Consider the following 21,866-nt stretch of genomic DNA (forward strand, 5'->3'; position numbering starts at 1 on the left):
TCTTGGTGATAATAATACAACCGCGTGGCATTTATGTCAACATAAAAATGAAATTAAAATTAAAAAATGTTGATGCTAGTCTTTGCACATTAGCTGAATAGGTTATAATGAGCGGACAAGAAAAGGAGTATGGACGATGGATAAATGGGAAGAACTCTATTTGGCAGCGAAGCCTCTGTACAAACCACATGATGTTTCGCCTTTCATCTACGCACAACATGTGGTTACTGCTATCGAAGCTGATAATGGCGAAATTTTCACTGGTTTTTGTTTTGAAGCAACGGCGGGAGTCTTTCATCTTTGTGCTGAACGTGCGGCTGCTTTTAATATGTTTCAAAACAGTGGACAGACCAAAATTAAACGAATCATGACTTTTCGTGATCATGTACCGGTTAAAGGTGATAGCATGCCTTGTGGTGCCTGTCGTGAATTTCTCCTCCAGCTGGATGTAGCCAATTCCGATATTGAATTCATGGTGGATTATCAAAAGAGAAGTACCGTCACACTGGTGAATTAATGCCTCATTGGTGGGGTGAGCAGCGGCTGACAAAGGAAGATTAGCAAACATCTTTGAATTTAATGTCATTTTGCTAGTAATCTAGTAATAATGAATGGTAAAAAAGGTCCCAAGAAATTTTACTCGTGACCTTTTTTACTTTTATATTTGATAACTAATCAGCCGTTCGCCACCGTAAAGCGATCCTGTTCATGGCGTTGATGGAGCAATTCTTGAACCATGGCATAACCCATTGTTCCGGAAGTCGTTTCGGAGGCACCGTTATCGTTACGAAGGGCAAAGTCGGTTCCGGTCAGGATGCTTTCGGACTTTTGACCGGGAACAAAGGAAATGGCTGGGGAAATGCCAAACCAGTTGACGTTGTGGACGTTCCGCAGGAATTCTAATTCATATAGCTGGTTCTCGGGGGTTGCCCGCCATGCTTTGGTACTGTCATCCGAACGGATATTGTCATAAACTAGGCGTTCCTTTGATTGGTCAGCGTAGAGACTACCAGCACCGAGAATAAAAGCAATTCGTGTCTTTTGGTTACGGAACATCGCCACTAGTTTAGTTGCTAAATCAACATGACGATAGGCTTGAACTGGCGACGTTGAGAAGGCGTCGACAATGACGTCCATGCCGGCGAAGTCATCGGCCGTCAAGCTGAAGGCATCTTTTTCTAGAATTGAAATGGCTGGATACTTTTCCTTTAGTTGTGTCAATTTTTCAACGTTACGGCCGTTAGCAACAACCTTAATACCATTCTTTACTGCTTCGGCAACAATGGCCTCACCTGCCATGCCGGTAGCACCAATAATAAATGTCTTCATTGTCTATCTCCTTCTAATTGTATTTTTTATTAATACATACTGTACTTCTTAATAATACAACGAACGGTGAACTATCTCAATAGGTAATTAAAAAAGGATGTATACTATTTAAAAACCCGCTAATAGACTTTTATATCAGTGCTTTAGCGGGTTGTTTTTTCTGTTGTAATTTGGGTATAGAAAACAAGTGCAGATGCTGGCTAGTCAAGGGCTTCCGAAAGGAAAATCCTCTTCTTTAACACTGGTATAACACGTTCTTATGAATGTTTTGCTGAATTCTTTTTCTGATAAAAGATGAATCCTAAAATAATCAAAGCTAAAAGGGCATAGTAATATTTTAAGGAGAATAGAAAAAAGAGTAGGCAGAGAATTGTTGCATACGACAAAAACCAGGCGAAACGGAACTTTCCTTTTTCTTCCCAGTTTTGCCACTTGCTAACGTGACGAACCTCGAATTGAAAGGAGCCCCACAGTCGTTTGATAAAGTAGTAAAAAATTGTCAGACGATGGGCACCGTTACAGAATAACAATAAAAAGAGAGCCGTAATATCCTTTGTTAAGCCGTAGAGAACCATTAGACAAATGCCCAAAAGATAGGCCAATTGATTATTTTGGTTTGTACGTTCTTCCTTAGTCATGAAACGAATGATTCCTTTCGTAGGGAAATACTCAAATAAAAGCCTATCATGAATTTTATTTGATGAACAATGCTTGCCTTTCTTATTGTAGTTGATATAATAATGGTAACAACTCATTCCTGAGGGAGTAACTGGCGACCTAGTCGTTGTTGAGTACCGTCAAACCGAGGTGATTATACCTTTTATCGCGCTTAGGCGCCGGCTCAACATTAAACAGCGAGACTTATGAGAGTAGGATTTTTCCTACTTCCATAGGTCTCTTTTTCTTTATCAGGAAGAAGAATAAAGGAGAGAAAGTTGAAAAAGTCATTTTACCAAATTGATCAGAAACAGTTGGCAGAGGACTTGCAAACCAATTTGAAGCAGGGATTGGCTGTGCAGGAAGCGAAGCAACGCTTCGAAAAGAACGGTGCCAACACGCTGACGGCAAAAAAGAAAAAGTCGTTATTTGCTAAATTTGTTGACCAGTTTAAAGACTTGATGATTGGGATTCTGCTGGCTGCAGCCTTTGTAGCCGCTTTAACTGGTGAACAAACCGACTCCCTCTTTATTTTGGCTATTGTAATTATCAACGCCATCTTTGGTGTTTTCCAAGAGTCTAAGTCAGAAAACGCCATTGACGCTTTAAAGAAGATGGCGACACCAAAGGCAACGGTTATCCGTGGTGGTCAACCAGAACAGGTACCGGCCACTGATTTGGTAGTTGGTGATTTGGTTTCGTTGGAAGCGGGCGACATTGTGCCAGCCGACTTACGTTTGGTTGACGTAGCCAACTTGCGTGTCGAAGAGGCGGCCTTGACCGGGGAATCGGTACCGGTTGAAAAGACGGACAAGACTTTGACAGAGGACAAGTTGCCATTGGGCGACCAAGATAACCTAGCCTTCATGAACGCTCACGTTGTTTATGGACGTGCGCTTGGTATTGTGGTGGCAACAGGAATGCAAACCGAAGTGGGAAAGATTGCCGGGGCTTTGCAAGGGCAAGACGAAACGAAGACACCACTTCAGGAAAACTTGAAGTCCTTGTCGAAGGTGTTGACTTACTTGATCTTGGCGATTGCAGCACTGACTTTTGTTATTGGTTACTTTACTCAGAACATGCCAATCATTGATTTGATTTTGACGGCTATCTCATTGGCTGTTGCAGCCATTCCAGAAGGATTACCCGCCATCGTGACAATCACTTTGGCCCTTGGAACGGCTCGCATGGCGAAAAAAGCAGCGCTTGTCCGTAAATTGCCAGCCGTCGAAACGCTGGGCTCAACCGACATCATCGGTTCTGACAAAACGGGAACGTTAACACAGAATAAGATGACGGTCGAAAAAGTCGTCTTAAATGGGCAGGTTGTTGATTTAGCTGAGGAAAACCCCTTCGATTCGGCTCACTTATCAAAGCCAGCCGCCATTCTGGGCGACATCATGACGTTGAACAACGATAGTCAATTGACGGCCGAAGGCTTGGTGGGGGATCCGACAGAAACGGCCCTAATCGACTTTAATGAAAAGTACCGCCCTGATCGACTTGAGGCCCTGCGTGGCCAAGAACGACTACAAGAAATTCCATTCGACTCAGAGCGTAAGCTGATGACAACCATCTACGGAGCGGGGGACGCCTACCAAGTCACGGTGAAAGGGGCACCTGATTCAATCCTTGCTCGAGTCGATTCGGTTTTGGAAAATGGCGAGGTTCGTCCGTTCACTAAAGAAGATTTGGCCCATTATCAAACCGTTAATGGTCAGTTGGCTGATCAAGCACTCCGTGTTTTGGCCTTTGCCGAAAAGTCGCTGAAAACTTTGCCACAAGAAGCCAAAAGCGATGAAATGGAAACTGGCTTAACGTTGGTTGGTTTTGTTGCCATGATTGATCCGGAACGTCCAGAAGTGAAGGATTCGGTTGCTCAGGCTAAGGCGGCCGGGATAAGACCAATGATGATCACGGGTGACCATCCCCAAACCGCCGCTGCGATTGCCGATCGTCTGGGCATCTTGGATAAGAATGATGACCGCGAAAAGACGGTGATGACGGGTGCTGCCCTGGATGAATTGTCAGATGACGTCTTTGATAAATGTGTTGAAAATGTCAAGGTTTATGCTCGTGTGGCTCCCGCCCATAAGGTCCGCATCGTCCAAGCTTGGCAGAAAAAGGGAAAAGTCGTTGCCATGACCGGAGATGGTGTGAACGATGCCCCTGCCTTGAAAGCAGCAGACATTGGGGTGGCCATGGGAATTACTGGAACTGAAGTGTCCAAGGAAGCGGCCGACATGGTGTTGGCTGATGATAACTTCTCGACGATTGTGTCGGCCGTGAAGGAAGGCCGGAAGGTCTTTGCCAATATCCAAAAGGCCTTGCAGTATCTGCTGGCCTCGAACTTAGCCGAAGTTATCGCCATCTTCATGATGACGCTTCTTGGCTGGGAGGTTTTGGCGCCCGTCATGATTTTGTGGATTAACCTAGTGACGGATACCATGCCAGCCATTGCCCTTGGCTTGGAACCAGCTCAGAAAAACATTATGCAACAAAAGCCAAGGGGCAAGACGGCGAACTTCTTATCTGGTGGTGTTGGCCCTGCCATTCTCTGGCAGGGAATCTTACAGGCTGTCATCGTCTTATCGGTTTATGGTTTTGCCTTGGCCTTCCCAGATCATTCCGGAACGGCTTTGATTCACGGCGATGCCTTGACGATGGCCTTCATGACCCTAGGTTTGATGCAAATGTTTAATGCCGTTAACGTGAAGTCCGTTTACCAATCGCAGTTGAATGCTTCGACTTTTAAAAACCACTTCTTTAACGGCGCGTTGCTCTTCTCACTGATTGCCATGATGGCGGTCGTGGTCATTGAGCCATTGAATCCTATTTTCCACGTGACAAATCTAGATCCTTATCAGTGGTTTATTGTGATTGGCGCTTCCATTGCTATCATTGTGATTGTGGAACTGGTAAAATGGGTTCAACGAACATTTTTTAATCGAGGATAAGACATTGGCAAAATTTAACCCCAAGCAAACACAATACTACGTGCAGACTTTGCAAGAAGTTTTGCAGAACACTCAAGATACGGCGGACCACGTGGCGCCTTTCTTCGTCAAGTTAGACGAAGCGAAGCAGGCCGGCAAAGTCGCTGAGATGGACAAGGCCGAATTTGGTGAAATTAAAGCTGAATTTGACGACGCCGTTTCTGCTTACCAAAAGAACGCTCAGACCTTAGCTGGTCTGAAGGTGCCCGTTCGATTTATGGGAGTTCACACCATTATGGCCAAGGCATACAAGGACTATGCCGCAGCAACGGCCATGATGGCAGATGCATTGAACGAAAAGGATCAGACGATTAACGAAGCTGACTTTGCTCAATCTGAAAAAGATCAAGAGACTTTCTTAACGAAGATTCAAGCACAGGTCGCCAAGATTTTTGGTGCCTGATTGAAGGAAAAGGCCGGATAAATGTCCGGCCTTTTTTTAGTGATTTAGTGGTTAGTGGCCCTTTTTTCATGTTAGATTACTAGGAGAATAACAAAAAAAGCAGACCTTAGGTCTGCTTTTTGCTTACCGAAAATTAGCGATTCGGTCTCTTTGAAATTAAGAAGAGAATGCAGGCAAGAATGACTGCAATGAAAGGTAATGTTTTGATAATCGTATCAATTGATTTTCGGTTGTTATTGGTCGTTAGATACTTCGCTGATTTTGGTGTTTCATCTTCAGCAGCCGCTGAGTCTGAGTTCGCGCTTGGGACATCGTGATTACTATTCTTTGGTGCCGACTGTGAGGAACCGTTAGTCATGTCAGACTTTGCTGAATCCGCGGATTGCTCGGGCGCTTCTTGCATTTCAGGGATAGCTGGAATAGTAGCTGTACCCGGTTGTTCACTAGGTACAGGGATGGTCGAAGCGATGGCTGTGTCTGGTTCAACTGGTTGTCTAGAAATACCAGCTATTGTCGATTGCTCAGGCACTAGCGGTGTTTCAGGTTGGACAGGTTGTTCAGGCACTTCTGGCTTCTCAGGATGTGCCGGTTGTTCGGGAGTTACCGGCGTTTCCGGTTGAACGGGTTGTTCAGGAGCGGCTGGTAGCTCAGGTTGAACGGGTTGTTCAGGGACTACTGGTATCGCGGGTTGAACCGGATTTACAGGTACAGCAGGTACTTCGGGAGTAACAGGTACTTCAGGAGCAACCGGTGTATCAGGTGTAACAGGCTGTTGCGGTTCAACTGGACTTGTTGGCACATCCTGTGGAGCGGGTTTATTTGGCTCAACCGGTTGTGGGATATTCGGAACTACTGGCTTATTTGGTTCAACCGGTTGTGGTGTGTTCGGAACTACTGGTTTATCCGGCTGCACCGGCGGTTCGGGTGTGACTGGCACAACCGGTTGGTCGGGCAAAACAGGCGGTGTTGGGGTAGTTGGCTTATCCGGCTTTACAGGGGGAGTTGGTTCATTCTTTTTCTCGTACACTACAACCAAGCTTTCTTGTTGATCCTCGTCGGAATCCGTGAGCTTGGGTGCTTCAGCTTTGATTTCCTGAACAGACTGTCCATTTAAAGTCGGATGATCATACAGATTTTTTATAGAAGAAGGAATCGTGACAGCGTTGAATAGGTTGTCAGAACCATTTACCGGCTGCCAAGCACCGTATTCGACTGCTCCGTTTGCTAAGTTTGAACGAACCGTTCGCGTGTAGTTGACGCGCTGGGTTGTATCTTCAGCAATTGTTTGACCATCCTCATTTTGATAATGAATGGTGCGCATGACGCTTTTTTGTTGAGTTGACGTGCGAACAATGCCGTCATAGACAACAGTGATAACTTGGTTTTTATACTGACCACCCGCATCAGGGATTGGCATTTCAGGGTCAATCTCGCTGATTGGTTCTCCGTTTAACTGAGGGTTTTGATAGCGACCGTCAATTGTTTGAGGAAGGAAGATGGCACTAAATTCGTTTAAGGACGATTCGTCTAGCATCCACTCAGAATAAATTACCTCTCCCGACACCAAGTTCTTGGTAACCGTCCGGTGGTAGTTGATGGTTTGAACAGTATCTTTTTTGATTGTTCGACCATCGTGGTTCTGGTAGTGAATGGTACGTGAAATTGATTGATGTTCCGTTGCAACCTCTGTTTGATCAGCATAGACCACCGTGAGAATTTCACTTTGGTTATTCTGATCGTCGAGCGTTGGCAGCGAACCGGTAATCGTTTGGACTGCCTTTCCATTCAACGTTGGCATGCAGTACTTATTGTCAATCGTTTGAGGGAGTTGCACTGTCTTAAACTGTTGATCGTTTGCAGAATCAGCCTGCCAATTAGAGTACGTGACTTGGCCAGTCACTAAATCGGTGCTGGCTGTTCGATGAAAGTGAAGGGTTTCAACACGATCATCCTTAATTTTTTGACCAGCTTGATTTTGGTACTTGATGGTGCGGGTGACTTGCTTATTTTGAGTGGTACTCTCACTGCCATCCGCGTAGACGATGTTCACTGATAGCGTTTGAGAGCTATTGTTGTCTAAGGATGGTTGGAGACGCTCGACAGTGGTTACTGATTGGCCGTTGAGCGTTGGGTTTTGATATCGGTTGTCATCCAGTGTTTGGGCAATGGTAACAGCTTCAAAAGCTGAACCGGAATCGCCATCAGCTACCCAGTTGCCGTATTGGGCATAGTCAGTACCCGGTAAAGTCGTCTTCGTGCGGTGAAAGTGAAGCGTTTGCGTAATCGGTGTGGTGCCCTCAATTTGTTGACCTCGGGCATCAACCTGATTGATTGTTCGGGTAACCGTTTTTTGCTCGGTTTGTGTAGCTAATGTTCCCCAAACATACCAATCAGCAGTTTGCTTACCGGTGTTGAAAAGACTTTGGTAATCTGCAGTGGAAAGAATGTTTCCCTTTGGATTAACTAACGTACCACCGTTGACCGCCATAATGGTTGAATAGCGGTCGCCAAGACCGGCATTGTTATCAAAATGAGCTTCTGGTAACTTGACGTTAATCAGTTGGCCGTTGCCAATTTGATCAAACATCATTTTCATGCTAGTCACATGTGTTGTATTAAAGGAAGAAATGTTCAGCGAAGAAAGAGAAGACGATGCCCGGAACATATAGTCCATAACCGTCACGTTACTGGTATCCCATGAACGAAGGTCAAGTGACTTTAGATTACGCATCCAACTGAACATATCCGACATGTTCGTGACTTTTCCGGTGTTAAAATTGGAGACATCAAGGCTCGAGACGCCAATGCCGTTGAACATGACCATCATGTTGGTCACGTTTGCCGTATTAAAGTGGCTAACGTTTAGGGAACTAAGTGCCTTATCCCCCGTAAACATCCAGGACATGTCCGTGACTTTGTCCGTGTTCCAAGTCGACAGGTCGAGCGAAGTCAACGCATAATCACTGTTAAACATGGCATTCATACTTGTCACTTGACTAGTATCTAGCTTGTCGAGACCAGTAATGTCTTGTAAATACACCAATTGTGCAAACAAATTCGTTGAATCAGCCGGTGCCTGAACGCGTTCGGTGAAGACAATATGCTTCAGATGTGGGAATTGCTTACTCAAGCGACTGGTGCTGACCGTTGGCAGCGTACCGCCGCTAGTAAAGGTTAGCGTATCAGTAGCAGTATCATAGGTGTATGAAACTTGTCCAAAGGTTGTATGACTATCGGCGCTCACAAAAGAAGCGCTGCCGGGGAGAGCGTGACTAGCAGCCTCAGGCATGGCCAAGGAAGCACCAAACAGTGTTAAGGAAGTTAGGGACAAGACAACCCAGTTCTTTTTAACCTTATGTAACACTTTTCGTTCTTTATTTTGATAATTAAATGGTGATTGATGATTCATCATATGAATCACTCCTTTTGGAATCAGTTCAAATTTTTTAGTAAATTAGAATACACAGTCAAAGTAATTGTAACATTAGAAAAGGTGAAGATTAGATTTTTACTCTTTAATTATACATTTTTTATCATTTTGAGCAGAAAGTATTATTTTAGACTGAATGGGTGGAATTTGCAATGAAAGTGTTAGCAATGAAAATTTGATTTTATTTTAAATAAAAAAGGTTGCACAAGTTTGGTACATGTGCAACACTTTTTGGTTGATAATTGCTATAAAAATGCTAACAACATAATGATCACATCGAAGGTAAAGTGAACACTGATAGAAGCCCATATTGATTTTGCCTTGAACCATGAAGTGATAAAAAAGATGTCGGTGAAAAACATTATTAGCAATGTGAAAAAAGACCATTGATAAGTATTTCCGTGTGCAAAAGCGAAAAGCATAGCCGTTAATATACCACTGAGAATAATGCCATTTTTATAGTTACTTAGTCGATAATAAAAAGTTGAAAAAACCGTAATTGAAAACAGTTCTTCGAGAATGACTTGGAAAAACATTGGTATGATCAGAAGTAAATATGCTATCTTATTCTGACTATTGTCCATATTAACTGATAAACTATGTTGCGTAAAAATATGGTTACCAAATAAAGAACTTAAGGTAAAAGCTAAAACGAACTGTGCGATGATGGCGCCACAAGTTAAAAGAATTGCTTTTGGAACAAAGGAAGGTTGAAAGAAGCGGAAGATTCTCTTTAAACCCTTTTTTCTAAAAAGAAAACAGTAGACGGGTACAAAGATTAATAGGTCAATCATCTCTCTTTGAACGAAGTACATCAGAACCAGGAGTAGTAGCCATACATATGCAAATGGAAGGGCTTTTTTATTGTATTGAAACCACATTGTTAATCCCTTTCCTTACTTTCTTTATTTGAAGAACCGTAAATCACTAGGATGGCAGCAAAAAATGTGATGAGATCAATTGTGTATTGAACTGCCTGTGTGACTGGATGGAAATATAGCCACAATTTTAAAAGAAGTCCGAATATCGTTATGGTGCTCAGAATGTTGTAGTACTCATAGATTTTCTTTTTCATTTCTCTCTCCTTCATCAGGGGAACTACTTATCAGAATAACATAGATTTTTTGGAATCATGTTAAGAAAAATTTGAATCGTAGCTGCCAGCCAGGGAATGCTTCATTAAAAGGAAAAAGGTCGGAACAATTTGTTCCGACCTTTTTATGAATTAATTTTGGCTTTCATTCTGTCGATAAGGCCATTCTTTTTTGTTAATAGAATCGTAAGCAAACCGAGCAGGCTCCCAACCGCTGCTGATGGCAGGAAGAAAGGAATTAGTTGTGCCCAATTGCCTGCCTTCATGCCATAGAATGTCACCATGAATGGGTAAGAAAGTAACGCGCCCAAAATACCTGAGCCAACCATTTCACCAATGGCAAGTAAATAAACATTTTTTGTTTTTCGATAGAGATATCCAGCGAGTAGTGGGCCGATGATTCCACCGGTAATGGCCATGATGGTTCGACCAGACAGCATGCGTAAAGAGCCACATATAAGGGCAGCAGCCATCCCGTACCAAGGACCGAGCAGATAAACGGCCAAAACATTGACGAAGTGTTGGAAGGGGGCCATTGCTGGAAAGACGACGGCTGTGTTCAAAACATAGGCCAAAGCAGCAAGAATAGCGGTTGCCATCATTTTTTTTAGTGATGAACGTTTTTTCATGTTGTGATTCCTTTACTGTTCCAAATGAGTGATGTAAGAAGCTTTGAATATAGAAGGAATCATGCCGAAATAGCCCTCCTTTCTGGTCTTTTTATCCACAAAAAAGACGCCTGAAAAGGCGTCCATATCAACGTGGGAAATTCCTACGACGGCATGATCCGTATCAGGTCAATGGGTCGGTAATCGATTACCCTCTCAGCCCGTCACACGGACTCCCCAAAGATTATTTTAGCAGGAAAAAGAAGTGTTGACTATCTAAAATAATGTAGCACCTTTTCTAACACTGCCTTAGTAAAGTAGCCCTCACTGATGCGCTTTTGGAAGAGACGACTATTTTCTTGGAAAGTTAGGTAATCAGCTGGACGAACTGCTCCAACCAATTGAGTTAGATCTGAAAGATCGTCAATGGTCATACCAAGTTGGTTGGCCCTCACGATGTCGCCTAGGTAGGATTGTGACCAAGCAATCAGGGGTAATCCGGCTTTTAAATAAAGGGAGGCTTTGTGTGGCGCGTTGACTTTGGTGTAAGATTGAAAAAATTTATCCTCATAGTTTGAGTCCCAAAGAAGGCCGAAACCAGATGAAAAAGCCGTTGTGATTTCTTCGGGATCAAAGGAACCAACCCAGTTAATGCTTTTTGGTAGGACAAGGTCCTTCCACCGTTTGGGGCGAGAGCCGAAAAGATTCAGCTTGGGGCCTTGATAATGTTGGAGCCATGGGGCTTTTTGCCAAGTACCAGCGTAGTTAATTTCCTTTTTAAAAATTGGGTTCAGTGCTGGCGTTGGCCCTAAGTAGTCGAAGAGTTGAATGGTTTCCGTAGGTGTGGTCACTCCGTGTTGCTGCAAAGTCGAGGCCATTGGTTGACTGTGGGCGATAATCAGATCAGCACACTGTGCCAACTCCCATTCCCAGGCATGTTCACGGTTGACTCGTAAAGGTTCGAAGTCGTGGATGAGTAGCACGTACTTTGCCCCCCTTTGTTGAATGGCTCGTTGAAAGTCTTGTTCAAAAGCTTGCGACATATAGGTTGGAAATTGGTGAACAACAATATCATTTTTACCGACTTTGTCGAGAAAAGTATGGATTTTTTGGTGACGGATTTCAGCTGAGAAGCGGGCATCGTTATAGCGTTCGATGCTGAGCCGCTGCCAACCAACGGATTCCGCTATTTTGGCGATGTCTTCCTTGGCCTTCAAAGCGCCGGCTGGCATCCAGGGTTCGATTGTGTGGGTGATGTATGGCATGATAATTAACTCGCTTTATTGAATAGAAGGATGGAAGAGGACTAGACCATTGCCTATTTTTGTGTAAGGATAGCTAACGCTATTCGATTCAATCGAAAGGCTCCCTGCTAAACTGAAGTTATTCGAGCAAGAGGGGTTAACAATGAAAAAGAAACTTTTAGCGTTTATTGTGGCATTATCTGCCGTCTTTGCTGTGATGGGTGTGACGGGTCATAAAGTAAATGCCGACGAACCACACTACACCATTACGTCTGACGCAACCTATGCGCCGTTTGATTTTCAGGATAAGAATAATCAGTACGTGGGGATTGACCAGGATTTACTGAAGGCTATTGCGAAAGCGGCTGGCTTTACGGTGACGGTCAAGCCAATGGCTTTTAATGCTGCGATGCAGTCAGTTGCTTCATCACAGGCTGATGGTGTCATTGCCGGTACAACCATCACGAATGAGCGAAAAGCTGTTTATGACTTTTCAGATCCCTACTATAAAACAGGAATTGCTTGGGCAACGGCTAAGAATTCTAAAATCAAATCATTGAGTGATTTGAAAGGCAAGACAGTCGCTTTAAAGACTGGAACTGCCGGTGCTGAATATGCCGAATCAATCAAGGATCAGTACGGTTTTAAGATTACCTACTTCTCTGATTCAGATACGGTCTATCGTGACGTTATCAACGGAAATTCTGTGGCGACCTTTGCGGATCTTCCCGTATTGCAGTATACCATCAAGAACGGAACGGCTTTGAAAGTCCAGAATGCAAAGGAACCGTTTGCGGCTGGTGATTTAGGTTTCGCCGTTAAGAAGGGGGATAACGCCCAGCTGTTGGCCGACTTTAACAAGGGCTTAGCCATCATTAAGAAGAACGGAACTTACGACAAGATTGTCAATAAGTACCTCTCGGCTAAGGCTTCAACTTTTACTGGTTCAGCTAAGGACAACAGCACAGTTTGGGGCATTTTGAAAACCAACCGCTCCGCCTTTTTGTCAGGATTGAAGCAGACCTTGTATTTGACGGTTGTTGGTATCATTTTGGCTTCGCTTTGGGGACTGTTCTTAGGAATCCTCGGTGTTTCAAAAAACACTTTGTTGCGTAGCCTTTCAACAACGATTGTTTACATTTTCCGTGGTATGCCAATGCTGGTACTGGCCTTCTTCCTCTATATTGGAATTCCGGCAGTTACTGGTACAAAAATCTCGGCCTGGACGGCTGGTATCATGACCTTGGTTTTGAATGAGGGAGCCTACATTGGTGCCTTTGTTCGGGGAGGCTTTAATTCTGTTGATAATGGTCAGATGGAGGCGGCTCGCTCGCTCGGTCTTTCGCACAGCCAAGCCATGCGACGCGTGATTATTCCACAAGGACTACGCCTGATGGTGCCGTCCTTCATTAACCAGTTCATCATCACGTTAAAGGATACTTCTTTGTTGTCAGCCATTGGTATTCTGGAATTGACACAGACCGGAACATTGATTGTGACACGAAACTCTCAAGGTTTCCGTGTTTGGGCAATCGTTGCTATGATATACTTAATTGTAATAACGTTACTGACTTTGTTTAGTAACTGGGTTGAAAAAAGGACGAAAGCATGAGTGAAGAGAAACAAGTGAAAGTACACGTTGACAAAGTCAACAAGTCATATGGTGATAACCATGTCTTACGCGATATTTCCCTGGACGTCATGGACAATGAAGTGGTCGTAATGATCGGCCCTTCCGGTTCTGGTAAGTCGACGTTTTTGCGGATGCTAAATCAGCTTGAAAAGCCAGATTCTGGTTTGATTGAAGTTGATGGTTTTGATATTTCTGATCCAAAGACCAATATCAATAAGGTTCGCGAAAATATCGGAATGGTTTTCCAGAATTTCAATCTCTTTAATAATTACTCCGTCATCGATAATATTACGTTGGCACCCGTGCAACTTGGCAAGATGACGAAGGCAGAAGCCGAGAAAAAGGCAAAGGAATTGCTTGAAACGGTCGGCTTGCCTGACAAGGCGAGCGCGCCCGTGTCCTCCCTTTCTGGTGGACAAAAGCAACGAATTGCCATCGCCCGTGCCTTGGCAATGGATCCGGACATCATGCTCTTTGATGAGCCAACTTCCGCTTTGGATCCCGAAGTGGTTGGGGATGTTTTGGACGTCATGAAGCACTTAGCAAAGATGGGGATGACGATGATTATCGTTACCCACGAAATGGGCTTTGCCAAGCAAGTGGCTGACCGTGTTGTCTTCTTTGAATCAGGAAAGATTCAGGAATCCGGAACGCCAGAACAAATCTTTACTGCACCGAAGAACGAACGTTTGCAAACCTTCCTATCGAAGGTTATGCAAGCCTAAGTTCTTCTTGATAAACGAGAGGAAGAATAGACCATGGTCATGAAACGGTTAAAACCGCTATTGACTGCACTGGTTGCGATGCTTTTTGCCGCAGTTGCGGTTGGCACAAGCGCTAGTGCAGATTCAAAACCCAACTACATTATTTCAACGGATGCCACTTACGCACCCTTCGACTTTCAAGATAAGAATAATGATTACGTTGGAATTGACATGGATATTCTGAAGGAAGTGGCGAAGCGGAATAATTTCACTTATACGCTGAAACCAATGTCCTTTAACGCTGCTGCGCAGATGGTCGCGAATGGTCAGGCAGACGGTATTATTGCCGGAATGATGATTAACGATGCGCGTAAGCAGGTGTACGATGTATCAACACCCTATTACCAATCAGGGGTTGCTTGGATTACCAAGCCAAATTCTAAAATCAAGTCCCTGTCAGACTTGAAGGGCAAGACCGTTGCTTTGAAGACCGGAACGGCCGCTGCGGCTTATGGTGCCTCCTTAAAGGATAAGTACGGTTTCAAAATTAAGTACTTTAACGATACCGACACCATGTACAATGACGTGGTCAATGGAAACACCGCCGCGACTTTTGAAGATTATCCCGTTATCCAATACGCCATTAAAAACGGTATGAAGTTAGAGGTTCGTAATCCCAAGAGCCTCGGTAACGCTGGTGGTGTTGGCTTCTTCGTTAAAAAGGGTGAGAATGCACAATTGTTGCAACAGTTCAACACGACTCTGGCGGCGATGAAGAAGGATGGCACTTACGATAAGATTATCAACAAGTACTTGAATTCGAAGCAGTCCACCTTCGTTGGTTCGGCTTCCGACAACAACACGACTTGGGGAATTCTTAAATCAAACAAGAACTCCTTCTTTAAGGGCTTGCTAGAAACTGCTAAATTAACCATTGCGGGAATCATTCTTGCATCGCTTTGGGGGTTGTTGCTCGGCATTATGGGGATTTCCGAATCGAAGTTTTGGCGTGGCCTTTCGACAACCATTATTTACGCTTTCCGTGGCTTGCCATTGATGGTGTTGGCCTTCTTCATCTACATCGGGTTACCCGGTGTGATTGGGGTTAAGATTCCAGCCTTCACCGCTGGATTGTTAACGTTAATTTTGAATGAAGGAGCCTACACGGGTGCCTTTGTTCGCGGTGGTTTTGAATCCGTTGATGTCGGACAGATGGAGGCGGCCCGTTCGCTCGGTTTGACCCATCGACAAGCCATTTGGAAAGTCATTGTCCCTCAGGGATTGAAAATTACGGTGCCATCGTTTGTCAACCAGTTCATTATTACGTTAAAAGATACGTCCATCTTGTCAGCGATTGGTATCCTCGAGTTGACGCAGACTGGAACGTTGATTGTTGCCCGTAATTCACAGGGATTCCGTGTGTGGGCAATCGTTGCTGTCATTTACTTAATCGTTATTACACTATTGACTTGGCTATCAAACTGGCTGAAGAAAAAAATTGCTTAAAGATAAATTTTAAAACACCTCATTCGTATCAATAGACGAATGAGGTGTTTTATTATGCTAATTGCAAGTACGATTCAAAATGACTATTGTCTAGCTGAAGAAGCAAAAACAAACGAAATTTATCTTTGTCCTGGTTGTCGTGGTCCGGTGCGTTTAAAACGTGGGAAGGAGAAAGTGGCCCACTTTGCTCATGTTTCAAAACAAGGCTGTTCCGGCTTTTCAGAAGGTGAATCGGCTGATCACCTAGCTGGTAAATTGGCACTGTTCCGTTATTTTTCAAAGAAAATGCCCGTTCAAATAGAACCAGTTTTATCAATGATTGATCAACGACCAGATTTGTTAGTCGGTCGTCCAGGAAGCCAAGTGGCGATTGAATACCAATGTTCACCGATTGGTAAAGCTGACCTCGAACGCCGCAATGCTGGCTACGCACGGATTGGCATGCGCGTATGGTGGATACTAGGACCCAATTACTGGCGAAAACGTTTATCCACAGCGACCGTTTGCCGTTTTTGGCTGAAAGGTAGAATTTGGTTTTATTTACCCGAAAAAGAGCATTTTGTTCGTGAAGATTTCTTCCGTCGACTGGATTTTAAAAAACGCTTTGCGCGTAAAACAGTGTTAAAGGATCCCTTGGAACTATCGGCACGAGAAGTGGCCAATTGGGCAAAAATCTTTGATGATGTTCCTTTAACAGAACAGATTGTGGCCAGACCACCAATTCTTGACGTGGCAAGACAGCGAGCGAAGCTGTCGCTGCAGTTGGCTCGTGAGCAAATCAATCCTGCCATCGTGAACTATTTGTACGAAAAAGGGCAACGGGTGGATCAATTACCCGACATTTGTTTACTAGGTGATGTCTTTGGGTTGGTCATTCCGAATTGGCAATACCGTCTAACCGTTTTGTTATTGCTGGAAAAAGCTGGGAATGATGGCATCAGTAGTGAGTTATTAGAACAGCGATTGAGTCGGTATTTTTATCCAGGATTTGGTTATGAAAAGGCTGTTTTTGATTGTTTGATGGCGGAGCTGCAGGAGGCGAAATACGTGACTTTTAATCGTGAGAAATTCTTCATAAAAAGGAAGCTTATCTTTAATAATTAGGTTCTTTCTATGTTAAACTGGAGAAAAGCCAAAAAAGGGGTGCCAACCATGGGACAAATCACACGTGAAGAGTTGCCTGAAGAACTCACTTGGGATTTAACAAGTGTTTTCGAATCAGACGATGCCTACCAAAAAGCCTTTGACCAGTTAATTGCTGAATTGCCAAATTTAGCCGATTATCAAGGTCATCTTGCCGATTCAGCGGAATCATTGTTAGCTGGTTTGGAAGAAGATTTAAGAATTGAACGAGCTTTTGAAAAGCTTTTTGTTTACGCACATCAAAAGTTTGATCAGGATACGGCCAATTCAAAATACGCTGGGATGAATGCGCAGGTACAAGATTTACTTGCTCAGGTTTCTTCCGCTACCGCCTTCTTCCAGCCTGAAGTCTTAGCGATGGATGAAACGAAGTTGTCTGCTTATCTTCAGCAACCCGAATTGAAGCCTTACCAGCATTTCTTCGATGTCTTGTTAAGCGAAAAGGAGCATACGCTTCCTGCAGATCAAGAAGCTTTGTTAGCGGGTGCTTCGACCGTGATGTCATCTGCTGAACAGACTTTTTCTGTTTTGGATAATGCCGATATTGACTTTGGCGATGTGATGGATGAAAACGGTGAAATCAAGGAGTTGACTAATGGCCTTTATGCCATCATGCTTCGCTCTAAGAACCCGGCACAGCGCAAGGAAGCGTTCCAAGCACTTTACAATGCTTACATGGCTTTGCAAAACACTTTTGCCTCAACGTTGTCTGCGACCGTTAAGAAGCATAATTTCTTAGCTAAGGTTCGTCATTATCAGTCCGCACAAGAGGCCGCTGTGACGTCCAACCAGATTCCGGTGACTGTGTATCAAACATTAGCAAGCAAGGTCAACGATCACTTGAATCTCTTGCATCGTTATGTTGCTTTGCGCAAGCAAGTATTGGGACAAAAGAAACTTCATAATTATGATTTGTACGTTTCGCTTGTTGACGATGTTGATTTTCCAGTAACATACGAGAAAGCGCAAGAAATTGCTCTCGCCGCATTGGCTCCATTGGGTGAAGACTATTTGGCCGTTGTTCGCAAAGCCTTTGCTGAACGTTGGATTGATGTTGTTGAAAACAAAGGGAAGCGTTCGGGGGCATATTCAGGTGGCGCTTACGATACCAATCCTTATATTTTGTTGAACTGGCAGGATACGTTGGATAATGTTTATACGCTTGTTCATGAGATGGGACACACCGTTCATTCTTACATGACTCGCCACAATCAGCCTTATTACTATGGTGATTATCCAATTTTCTTAGCAGAGATTGCTTCGACAACAAACGAGAGCTTGCTGACCGATTATCTCTTGAAGAAGACGGATGATGACAAGGTGAAGGCCTACGTTTTGAACCAATATTTGGATGGTTTTAAGGGCACTGTTTTCCGGCAGACGCAGTTCGCAGAATTCGAGGCCTGGATTCACGAACAAGATGCAGCTGGTCAGCCACTGACTGCTGACACGATGTCTGATTACTACGGTGCATTGAATCAAAAGTTCTATGGTCCGGACGTTGCTGCTGATCCTGAAATTGCCTATGAATGGACACGGATTCCGCACTTCTATTACAATTTCTATGTCTACCAATACGCTACGGGTGAAGCCGCTGCAACCTCTTTGGCACAGGGTGTGTTAGAAAATAACCAGTCTGAATCATATAAGGAATATTTGAAGGCCGGTTCTTCAGCTAATCCGCTTGACGTGATGCGAAAAGCGGGTGTCAACATGGAAAAGGGTGATTACTTAGACGCGGCTTTTGCTGTTTTTGCTGAACGTTTACAACAATTAGAAACGCTTTTGAAAAAATAAATAGGTTGCGTTATAACTTACGTAAAAGGAGTTCTCATGACAAAGAAAATTTTGGTGTTTAATGGTGTTAACGATCATGCTGTAAAGGAACTTGAGAGAGCAGGGTATCAAGTGGTTTCCAATCCACAGGCTTCTGACAAGGATTTTCCGGGAGACCCCGATGTCTTTGGGTTCCTTCTCATGATGTATCCAATCACTGGTGCGATTATGGATCGTTATCCTAATTTGAAGGTTATTGCACGTCACGGCGTTGGTTACGATAACGTGGACTTGGAAGCAGCCAAGGAACGTGGGATTGTCGTAACAAACACACCGGGGGCCAATGCAATAGCAGTTGCCGAAACGGCCGTCACTTTGATGTTAATGGCAGGTCGCCTCTTTGATACGGATAAGCGTGGAATTACAGATGCCAAGGCCAAGGCCTACGGTGCCGCTCACCCTGGCATGCAGGTGTCAGGCAAGGTTGTTGGTATCTTGGGCTTTGGGCACATCGGACGCACCGTTGCTGAACTCTTGACCGGATTTGGCGTGAAGGTTTTGGCATATGCTCGTCACGATAAGGACGTGCCAAATGGCCGCATGGCATCATTGGACGAAATTTTTGAACAGTCGGACTTTGTAGTTTCAACGTTACCAGCAACTCCTCAGACAACCAAGATGATTGGTGAAACGGCCTTTAAGAAGATGAAGCAAACGGCTGTTTTGGTTAATGTGGGACGAGGACCAGTTGTTGATGAAGCAGCCTTGATTATTGCGCTGAAGGCTGGTGAAATTGCTGCGGCTGGTCTGGATGTTGTTGAAAAAGAGCCAATCTCACCCGATAATGAGTTGCTTTCATTGGAAAACACTTATGTACTGCCACACGTTGCGGGAGGTTCCCGCGAAGCTAAGCAGGAAATTGCTGAAAGGGCGGCTCAAAATATTCTTGATGTGTTGGCTGGTAAGGGCAGCAAGGATCAAGTGAATGGATGAAAGTGATGGAAGTTAAAGCATTAGCCACTTAAAAATGAGTAAACAAAAAGCGCTACCGGCTGGTAGCGCTTTTTGTTTAGACTAAATAGTCTTCAAGATGGAAAGTCGGGTCTGAGAAGGTAACTGAAAGGTTTTTGTTGGGATCAAACACGAGTGATTCGTCTGAATCAATGAAGCATTTGATGTCTCTTGCCTTTTCTTTGTTTAGAGGAAAGGTGACGCTATTAATACCAGTAATGGTATTAACATGATGATTTTTTTCTGGCTTTGGACTGATTGAAAAGTGGCTCATAAAGAATGGCAATTCTTGATTGTCTGGGAAAAATAAGTTGAAGGTAATCCCTTGGCCCTGATGGTCCTTTCGTTTCATTTTCATGGTTTGACCATGTCCTTGAAAATGTTTGACAACCCTTTCTAATTCTTCTTCTGTTCCCTCAACACAGTAACCAACTATGCCAACCGGGCTGTTGTCCCAGTAGTCAATGCGTTCAATAACGCTCTTTTTGCTCGTTTTTTTTAGCAGTTTTTTTAAGAAATTAGGAAGGTGACTTCCCTCTAAAATTTCGATGTATGCCCCAGTTGGAAAGTAAATGAAGGCGTTGTGAGGGTTCTTTTTGTTGGCTAGGTTAACCGTGAATCCTTGCTGACGTAATTTCGAAACAGACTTCATTAAGTCATTTGTTTTGTAAATAACGTGGCCGTTTTGCATCAATTTTCTCCTATTCTGTTCTCAATCGATCATATCATGTCTTGGAGATCATATCATGTCTTGGAATAAAAGGCGGTAATAAAAAAAGCATGTTGATGACCTCATCTCCTGCTTATTCTTTTTGTTAATTGATTAATCTTTCTAGCGCTTTGGGCGGTTCTTTTCTGACTTCCAATCTATAATGGCATTGATTCTATATCAAACAATTGGCGAGTCGTCCTTGCACACGGGGGTTTTGTTTTAGTCGTCGGGGTATTAAGTTACCTTTCGTTTGATTTTTTTAGAAGCCACAAGAAAAAGGACTAGCTCCCTCCCTAGTTTCTCTCCCCATAATTTGCTATACTTAAGAAGAAATGCAGGACCTAGTAGAAGGAATGCTGACTACGAAGCGAGCGGGAACAGTGAAAGCCCGTTAGTCGAATCTTCAAATTTCAGTCCGAAGTAACCTTGATTTAATCGTCAACGGCGGCCGCCGATATCGGTCAAAAGCGCTAGCTTTTGCTAGAACTTGGGTGGTACCGCGGCATTCGTGACGTCCCTTGGCATCGATAGATGACAAGGGACTTTTTTGTTGAATAAAAGAGGGATGAAGATGACATTAGTTGAAGAATTACAGGGCTTCTTGAATGAAGCAACAACTGAATTGGCTAAGCCTGACGTGGATGTTGAAGCAGTCCGAGTAACTTTTCTTGGGAAAAAAGGGAAGATTACGGGCGTTTTAAAGTCCATGAAGGATTTGTCGATTGACGAAAAGAAGGAAGTCGGGCAGGTGGGAAACCAAGTCCGGATCGCCATCCAAGAAAAAATTGAAGAGAAGAAGGCTGCGCAAGCCGCTGCCGCTCTCGAGGAAAAACTAGCTGCTGAAACTTTGGATGTGACGCTGCCAGGTGCCAAACCAAAGATTGGAACGCCACACGTTCTTCAGCAAATTATGGATGAAATCGAGGCCCATTTCTTGGGGCTCGGTTATCAAATAATTGATGACCCGGTTGATTCACCCGAAGTTGAAACGGATGAATACAACTTTGAACGAGAAAACCTGCCAAAGGATCACCCTGCTCGTGATATGCAGGATACTTTTTACATCACGCCTGAAATTTTGCTGCGTACGCAGACTTCTCCTGTCCAATCGCGTGTAATGGAGAAGCACGACTTTTCCAAGGGCCCCCTGAAGATGATTGCCCCTGGAAAAGTCTACCGTCGTGATACCGACGATGCGACCCACTCGCACCAGTTTCACCAAGTCGAAGGACTGGTCGTTGGTAAGAACATCACCATGGCCGATTTAAAGGGGACTTTGCTTTCCATTATGCAAGAACTCTTTGGTGAAAAGCACCAGATCCGTTTGCGCCCTTCTTACTTCCCATTTACGGAACCATCCGTTGAAGTGGACGTTTCATGGAACGAAGTGACGGCAGACACTAAACCAGAAGACATTAAGTGGATTGAAGTCTTAGGCGCTGGAATGACCCATCCTAACGTGTTGAAGATGGATGGTATCGATCCCGAAGAATACACGGCCTTTGCTTTTGGCCTTGGGCCAGATCGTTTTGCGATGCTGAAGTATGGCGTGGAAGATATCCGTCAGTTCTACCTAAACGACACGCGTTTCTTAGAGCAGTTTAACGAACGAGGAAACTAA

General features: G+C 44.1%; 17 protein-coding genes, 1 pseudogene and 1 riboswitch. Of the genes and pseudogenes, 10 read left to right on the forward strand and 8 right to left on the reverse strand.

Going from position 1 to position 21,866, the window contains the following annotated elements; all coding sequences use genetic code 11:
- The first annotated feature begins 136 nt into the window (after window positions 1-136).
- Window positions 137-561: pseudogene (locus ACSYSL_RS06365) on the forward strand (cytidine deaminase family protein).
- A 114-nt stretch (window positions 562-675) separates the two neighbouring features.
- On the opposite strand, the gene ACSYSL_RS06370 reads toward ACSYSL_RS06365, so the two are convergent.
- Window positions 676-1,329 (reverse strand): NAD(P)-dependent oxidoreductase, encoded by a 654-nt coding sequence (locus tag ACSYSL_RS06370; RefSeq protein ID WP_491708599.1) that lies wholly within the window; start codon window positions 1,327-1,329, stop codon window positions 676-678.
- A gap of 257 nt (window positions 1,330-1,586) precedes the next feature.
- A complete protein-coding gene (locus ACSYSL_RS06375) occupies window positions 1,587-1,967 on the reverse strand; it encodes a hypothetical protein (protein WP_491708600.1) in 381 nt (126 codons plus the stop codon).
- 297 nt (window positions 1,968-2,264) lie between these two features.
- Here ACSYSL_RS06375 and ACSYSL_RS06380 point away from each other — a divergent pair, with 297 nt between their 5' ends.
- Together ACSYSL_RS06380 and ACSYSL_RS06385 are read left to right on the forward strand one after the other, a co-directional pair.
- Window positions 2,265-4,943 carry a calcium-translocating P-type ATPase, PMCA-type gene (locus tag ACSYSL_RS06380; protein ID WP_491708601.1) on the forward strand — a complete coding sequence of 893 codons (2,679 nt, stop codon included), beginning with the start codon at window positions 2,265-2,267 and terminating at the stop codon, window positions 4,941-4,943.
- Between the two features lie 4 nt (window positions 4,944-4,947).
- Window positions 4,948-5,385: a hypothetical protein gene (locus ACSYSL_RS06385; RefSeq protein ID WP_029489939.1), complete on the forward strand. Its 438-nt coding sequence runs from the start codon at window positions 4,948-4,950 to the stop codon at window positions 5,383-5,385.
- A 133-nt stretch (window positions 5,386-5,518) separates the two neighbouring features.
- On the opposite strand, the gene ACSYSL_RS06390 is transcribed toward ACSYSL_RS06385, so the two are convergent.
- The 5 genes from ACSYSL_RS06390 to ACSYSL_RS06410 form a co-directional block, all read right to left on the reverse strand.
- Window positions 5,519-8,797, reverse strand: coding sequence for a mucin-binding protein (locus tag ACSYSL_RS06390; RefSeq protein WP_491708602.1), 3,279 nt, complete (start codon window positions 8,795-8,797; stop codon window positions 5,519-5,521).
- 263 nt (window positions 8,798-9,060) lie between these two features.
- Window positions 9,061-9,696, reverse strand: coding sequence for a CPBP family glutamic-type intramembrane protease (locus ACSYSL_RS06395; protein WP_491708603.1), 636 nt, complete (start codon window positions 9,694-9,696; stop codon window positions 9,061-9,063).
- 2 nt (window positions 9,697-9,698) lie between these two features.
- Window positions 9,699-9,890 (reverse strand): hypothetical protein, encoded by a 192-nt coding sequence (locus ACSYSL_RS06400; protein WP_491708604.1) that lies wholly within the window; start codon window positions 9,888-9,890, stop codon window positions 9,699-9,701.
- A gap of 143 nt (window positions 9,891-10,033) precedes the next feature.
- A complete protein-coding gene (gene thiW / locus ACSYSL_RS06405) occupies window positions 10,034-10,537 on the reverse strand; it encodes an energy coupling factor transporter S component ThiW (protein WP_491708605.1) in 504 nt (167 codons plus the stop codon).
- A 125-nt stretch (window positions 10,538-10,662) separates the two neighbouring features.
- Window positions 10,663-10,766, reverse strand: a riboswitch (TPP riboswitch).
- Window positions 10,767-10,788: 22 nt separating this feature from the next.
- The gene (locus tag ACSYSL_RS06410; RefSeq protein ID WP_491708606.1) at window positions 10,789-11,781 is read right to left on the reverse strand and encodes a sugar transferase; all 993 of its coding nucleotides are present in this window, start codon (window positions 11,779-11,781) and stop codon (window positions 10,789-10,791) included.
- Between the two features lie 196 nt (window positions 11,782-11,977).
- Between ACSYSL_RS06410 and ACSYSL_RS06415 the strand changes: the two genes are divergently transcribed.
- From ACSYSL_RS06415 to ACSYSL_RS06440, 6 genes are read left to right on the forward strand one after another with little or no spacing between them, the layout of a single operon-like run.
- Window positions 11,978-13,372, forward strand: a complete 1,395-nt coding sequence (locus tag ACSYSL_RS06415) for an ABC transporter substrate-binding protein/permease (RefSeq protein ID WP_421823520.1) — start codon at window positions 11,978-11,980, stop codon at window positions 13,370-13,372.
- Window positions 13,369-14,118 (forward strand): amino acid ABC transporter ATP-binding protein, encoded by a 750-nt coding sequence (locus ACSYSL_RS06420; protein ID WP_491708607.1) that lies wholly within the window; start codon window positions 13,369-13,371, stop codon window positions 14,116-14,118. Before ACSYSL_RS06415 ends, ACSYSL_RS06420 begins: the two co-directional genes overlap by 4 nt.
- Before the next feature lie 39 nt (window positions 14,119-14,157).
- Window positions 14,158-15,603, forward strand: coding sequence for an ABC transporter substrate-binding protein/permease (locus tag ACSYSL_RS06425; RefSeq protein ID WP_491709095.1), 1,446 nt, complete (start codon window positions 14,158-14,160; stop codon window positions 15,601-15,603).
- A gap of 54 nt (window positions 15,604-15,657) precedes the next feature.
- Complete coding sequence (locus tag ACSYSL_RS06430; protein ID WP_187753773.1) at window positions 15,658-16,707, forward strand: competence protein CoiA; 1,050 nt, start codon at window positions 15,658-15,660, stop codon at window positions 16,705-16,707.
- A gap of 48 nt (window positions 16,708-16,755) precedes the next feature.
- Entirely contained in the window at window positions 16,756-18,543 is a 1,788-nt protein-coding gene (gene pepF / locus ACSYSL_RS06435) for an oligoendopeptidase F (protein WP_491708608.1), read from the forward strand.
- Between the two features lie 36 nt (window positions 18,544-18,579).
- Window positions 18,580-19,515, forward strand: coding sequence for a phosphoglycerate dehydrogenase (locus tag ACSYSL_RS06440; protein WP_491708609.1), 936 nt, complete (start codon window positions 18,580-18,582; stop codon window positions 19,513-19,515).
- Window positions 19,516-19,591: 76 nt separating this feature from the next.
- On the opposite strand, the gene ACSYSL_RS06445 is transcribed toward ACSYSL_RS06440, so the two are convergent.
- Window positions 19,592-20,224, reverse strand: a complete 633-nt coding sequence (locus ACSYSL_RS06445) for a VOC family protein (RefSeq protein WP_491708610.1) — start codon at window positions 20,222-20,224, stop codon at window positions 19,592-19,594.
- Window positions 20,225-20,816: 592 nt separating this feature from the next.
- On the opposite strand from ACSYSL_RS06445, the gene pheS reads away from it, so the two are divergent.
- Window positions 20,817-21,866 (forward strand): phenylalanine--tRNA ligase subunit alpha, encoded by a 1,050-nt coding sequence (gene pheS, locus ACSYSL_RS06450; RefSeq protein WP_491709096.1) that lies wholly within the window; start codon window positions 20,817-20,819, stop codon window positions 21,864-21,866.

It is taken from the genome of Fructobacillus sp. ESL1129, assembly GCF_058507945.1.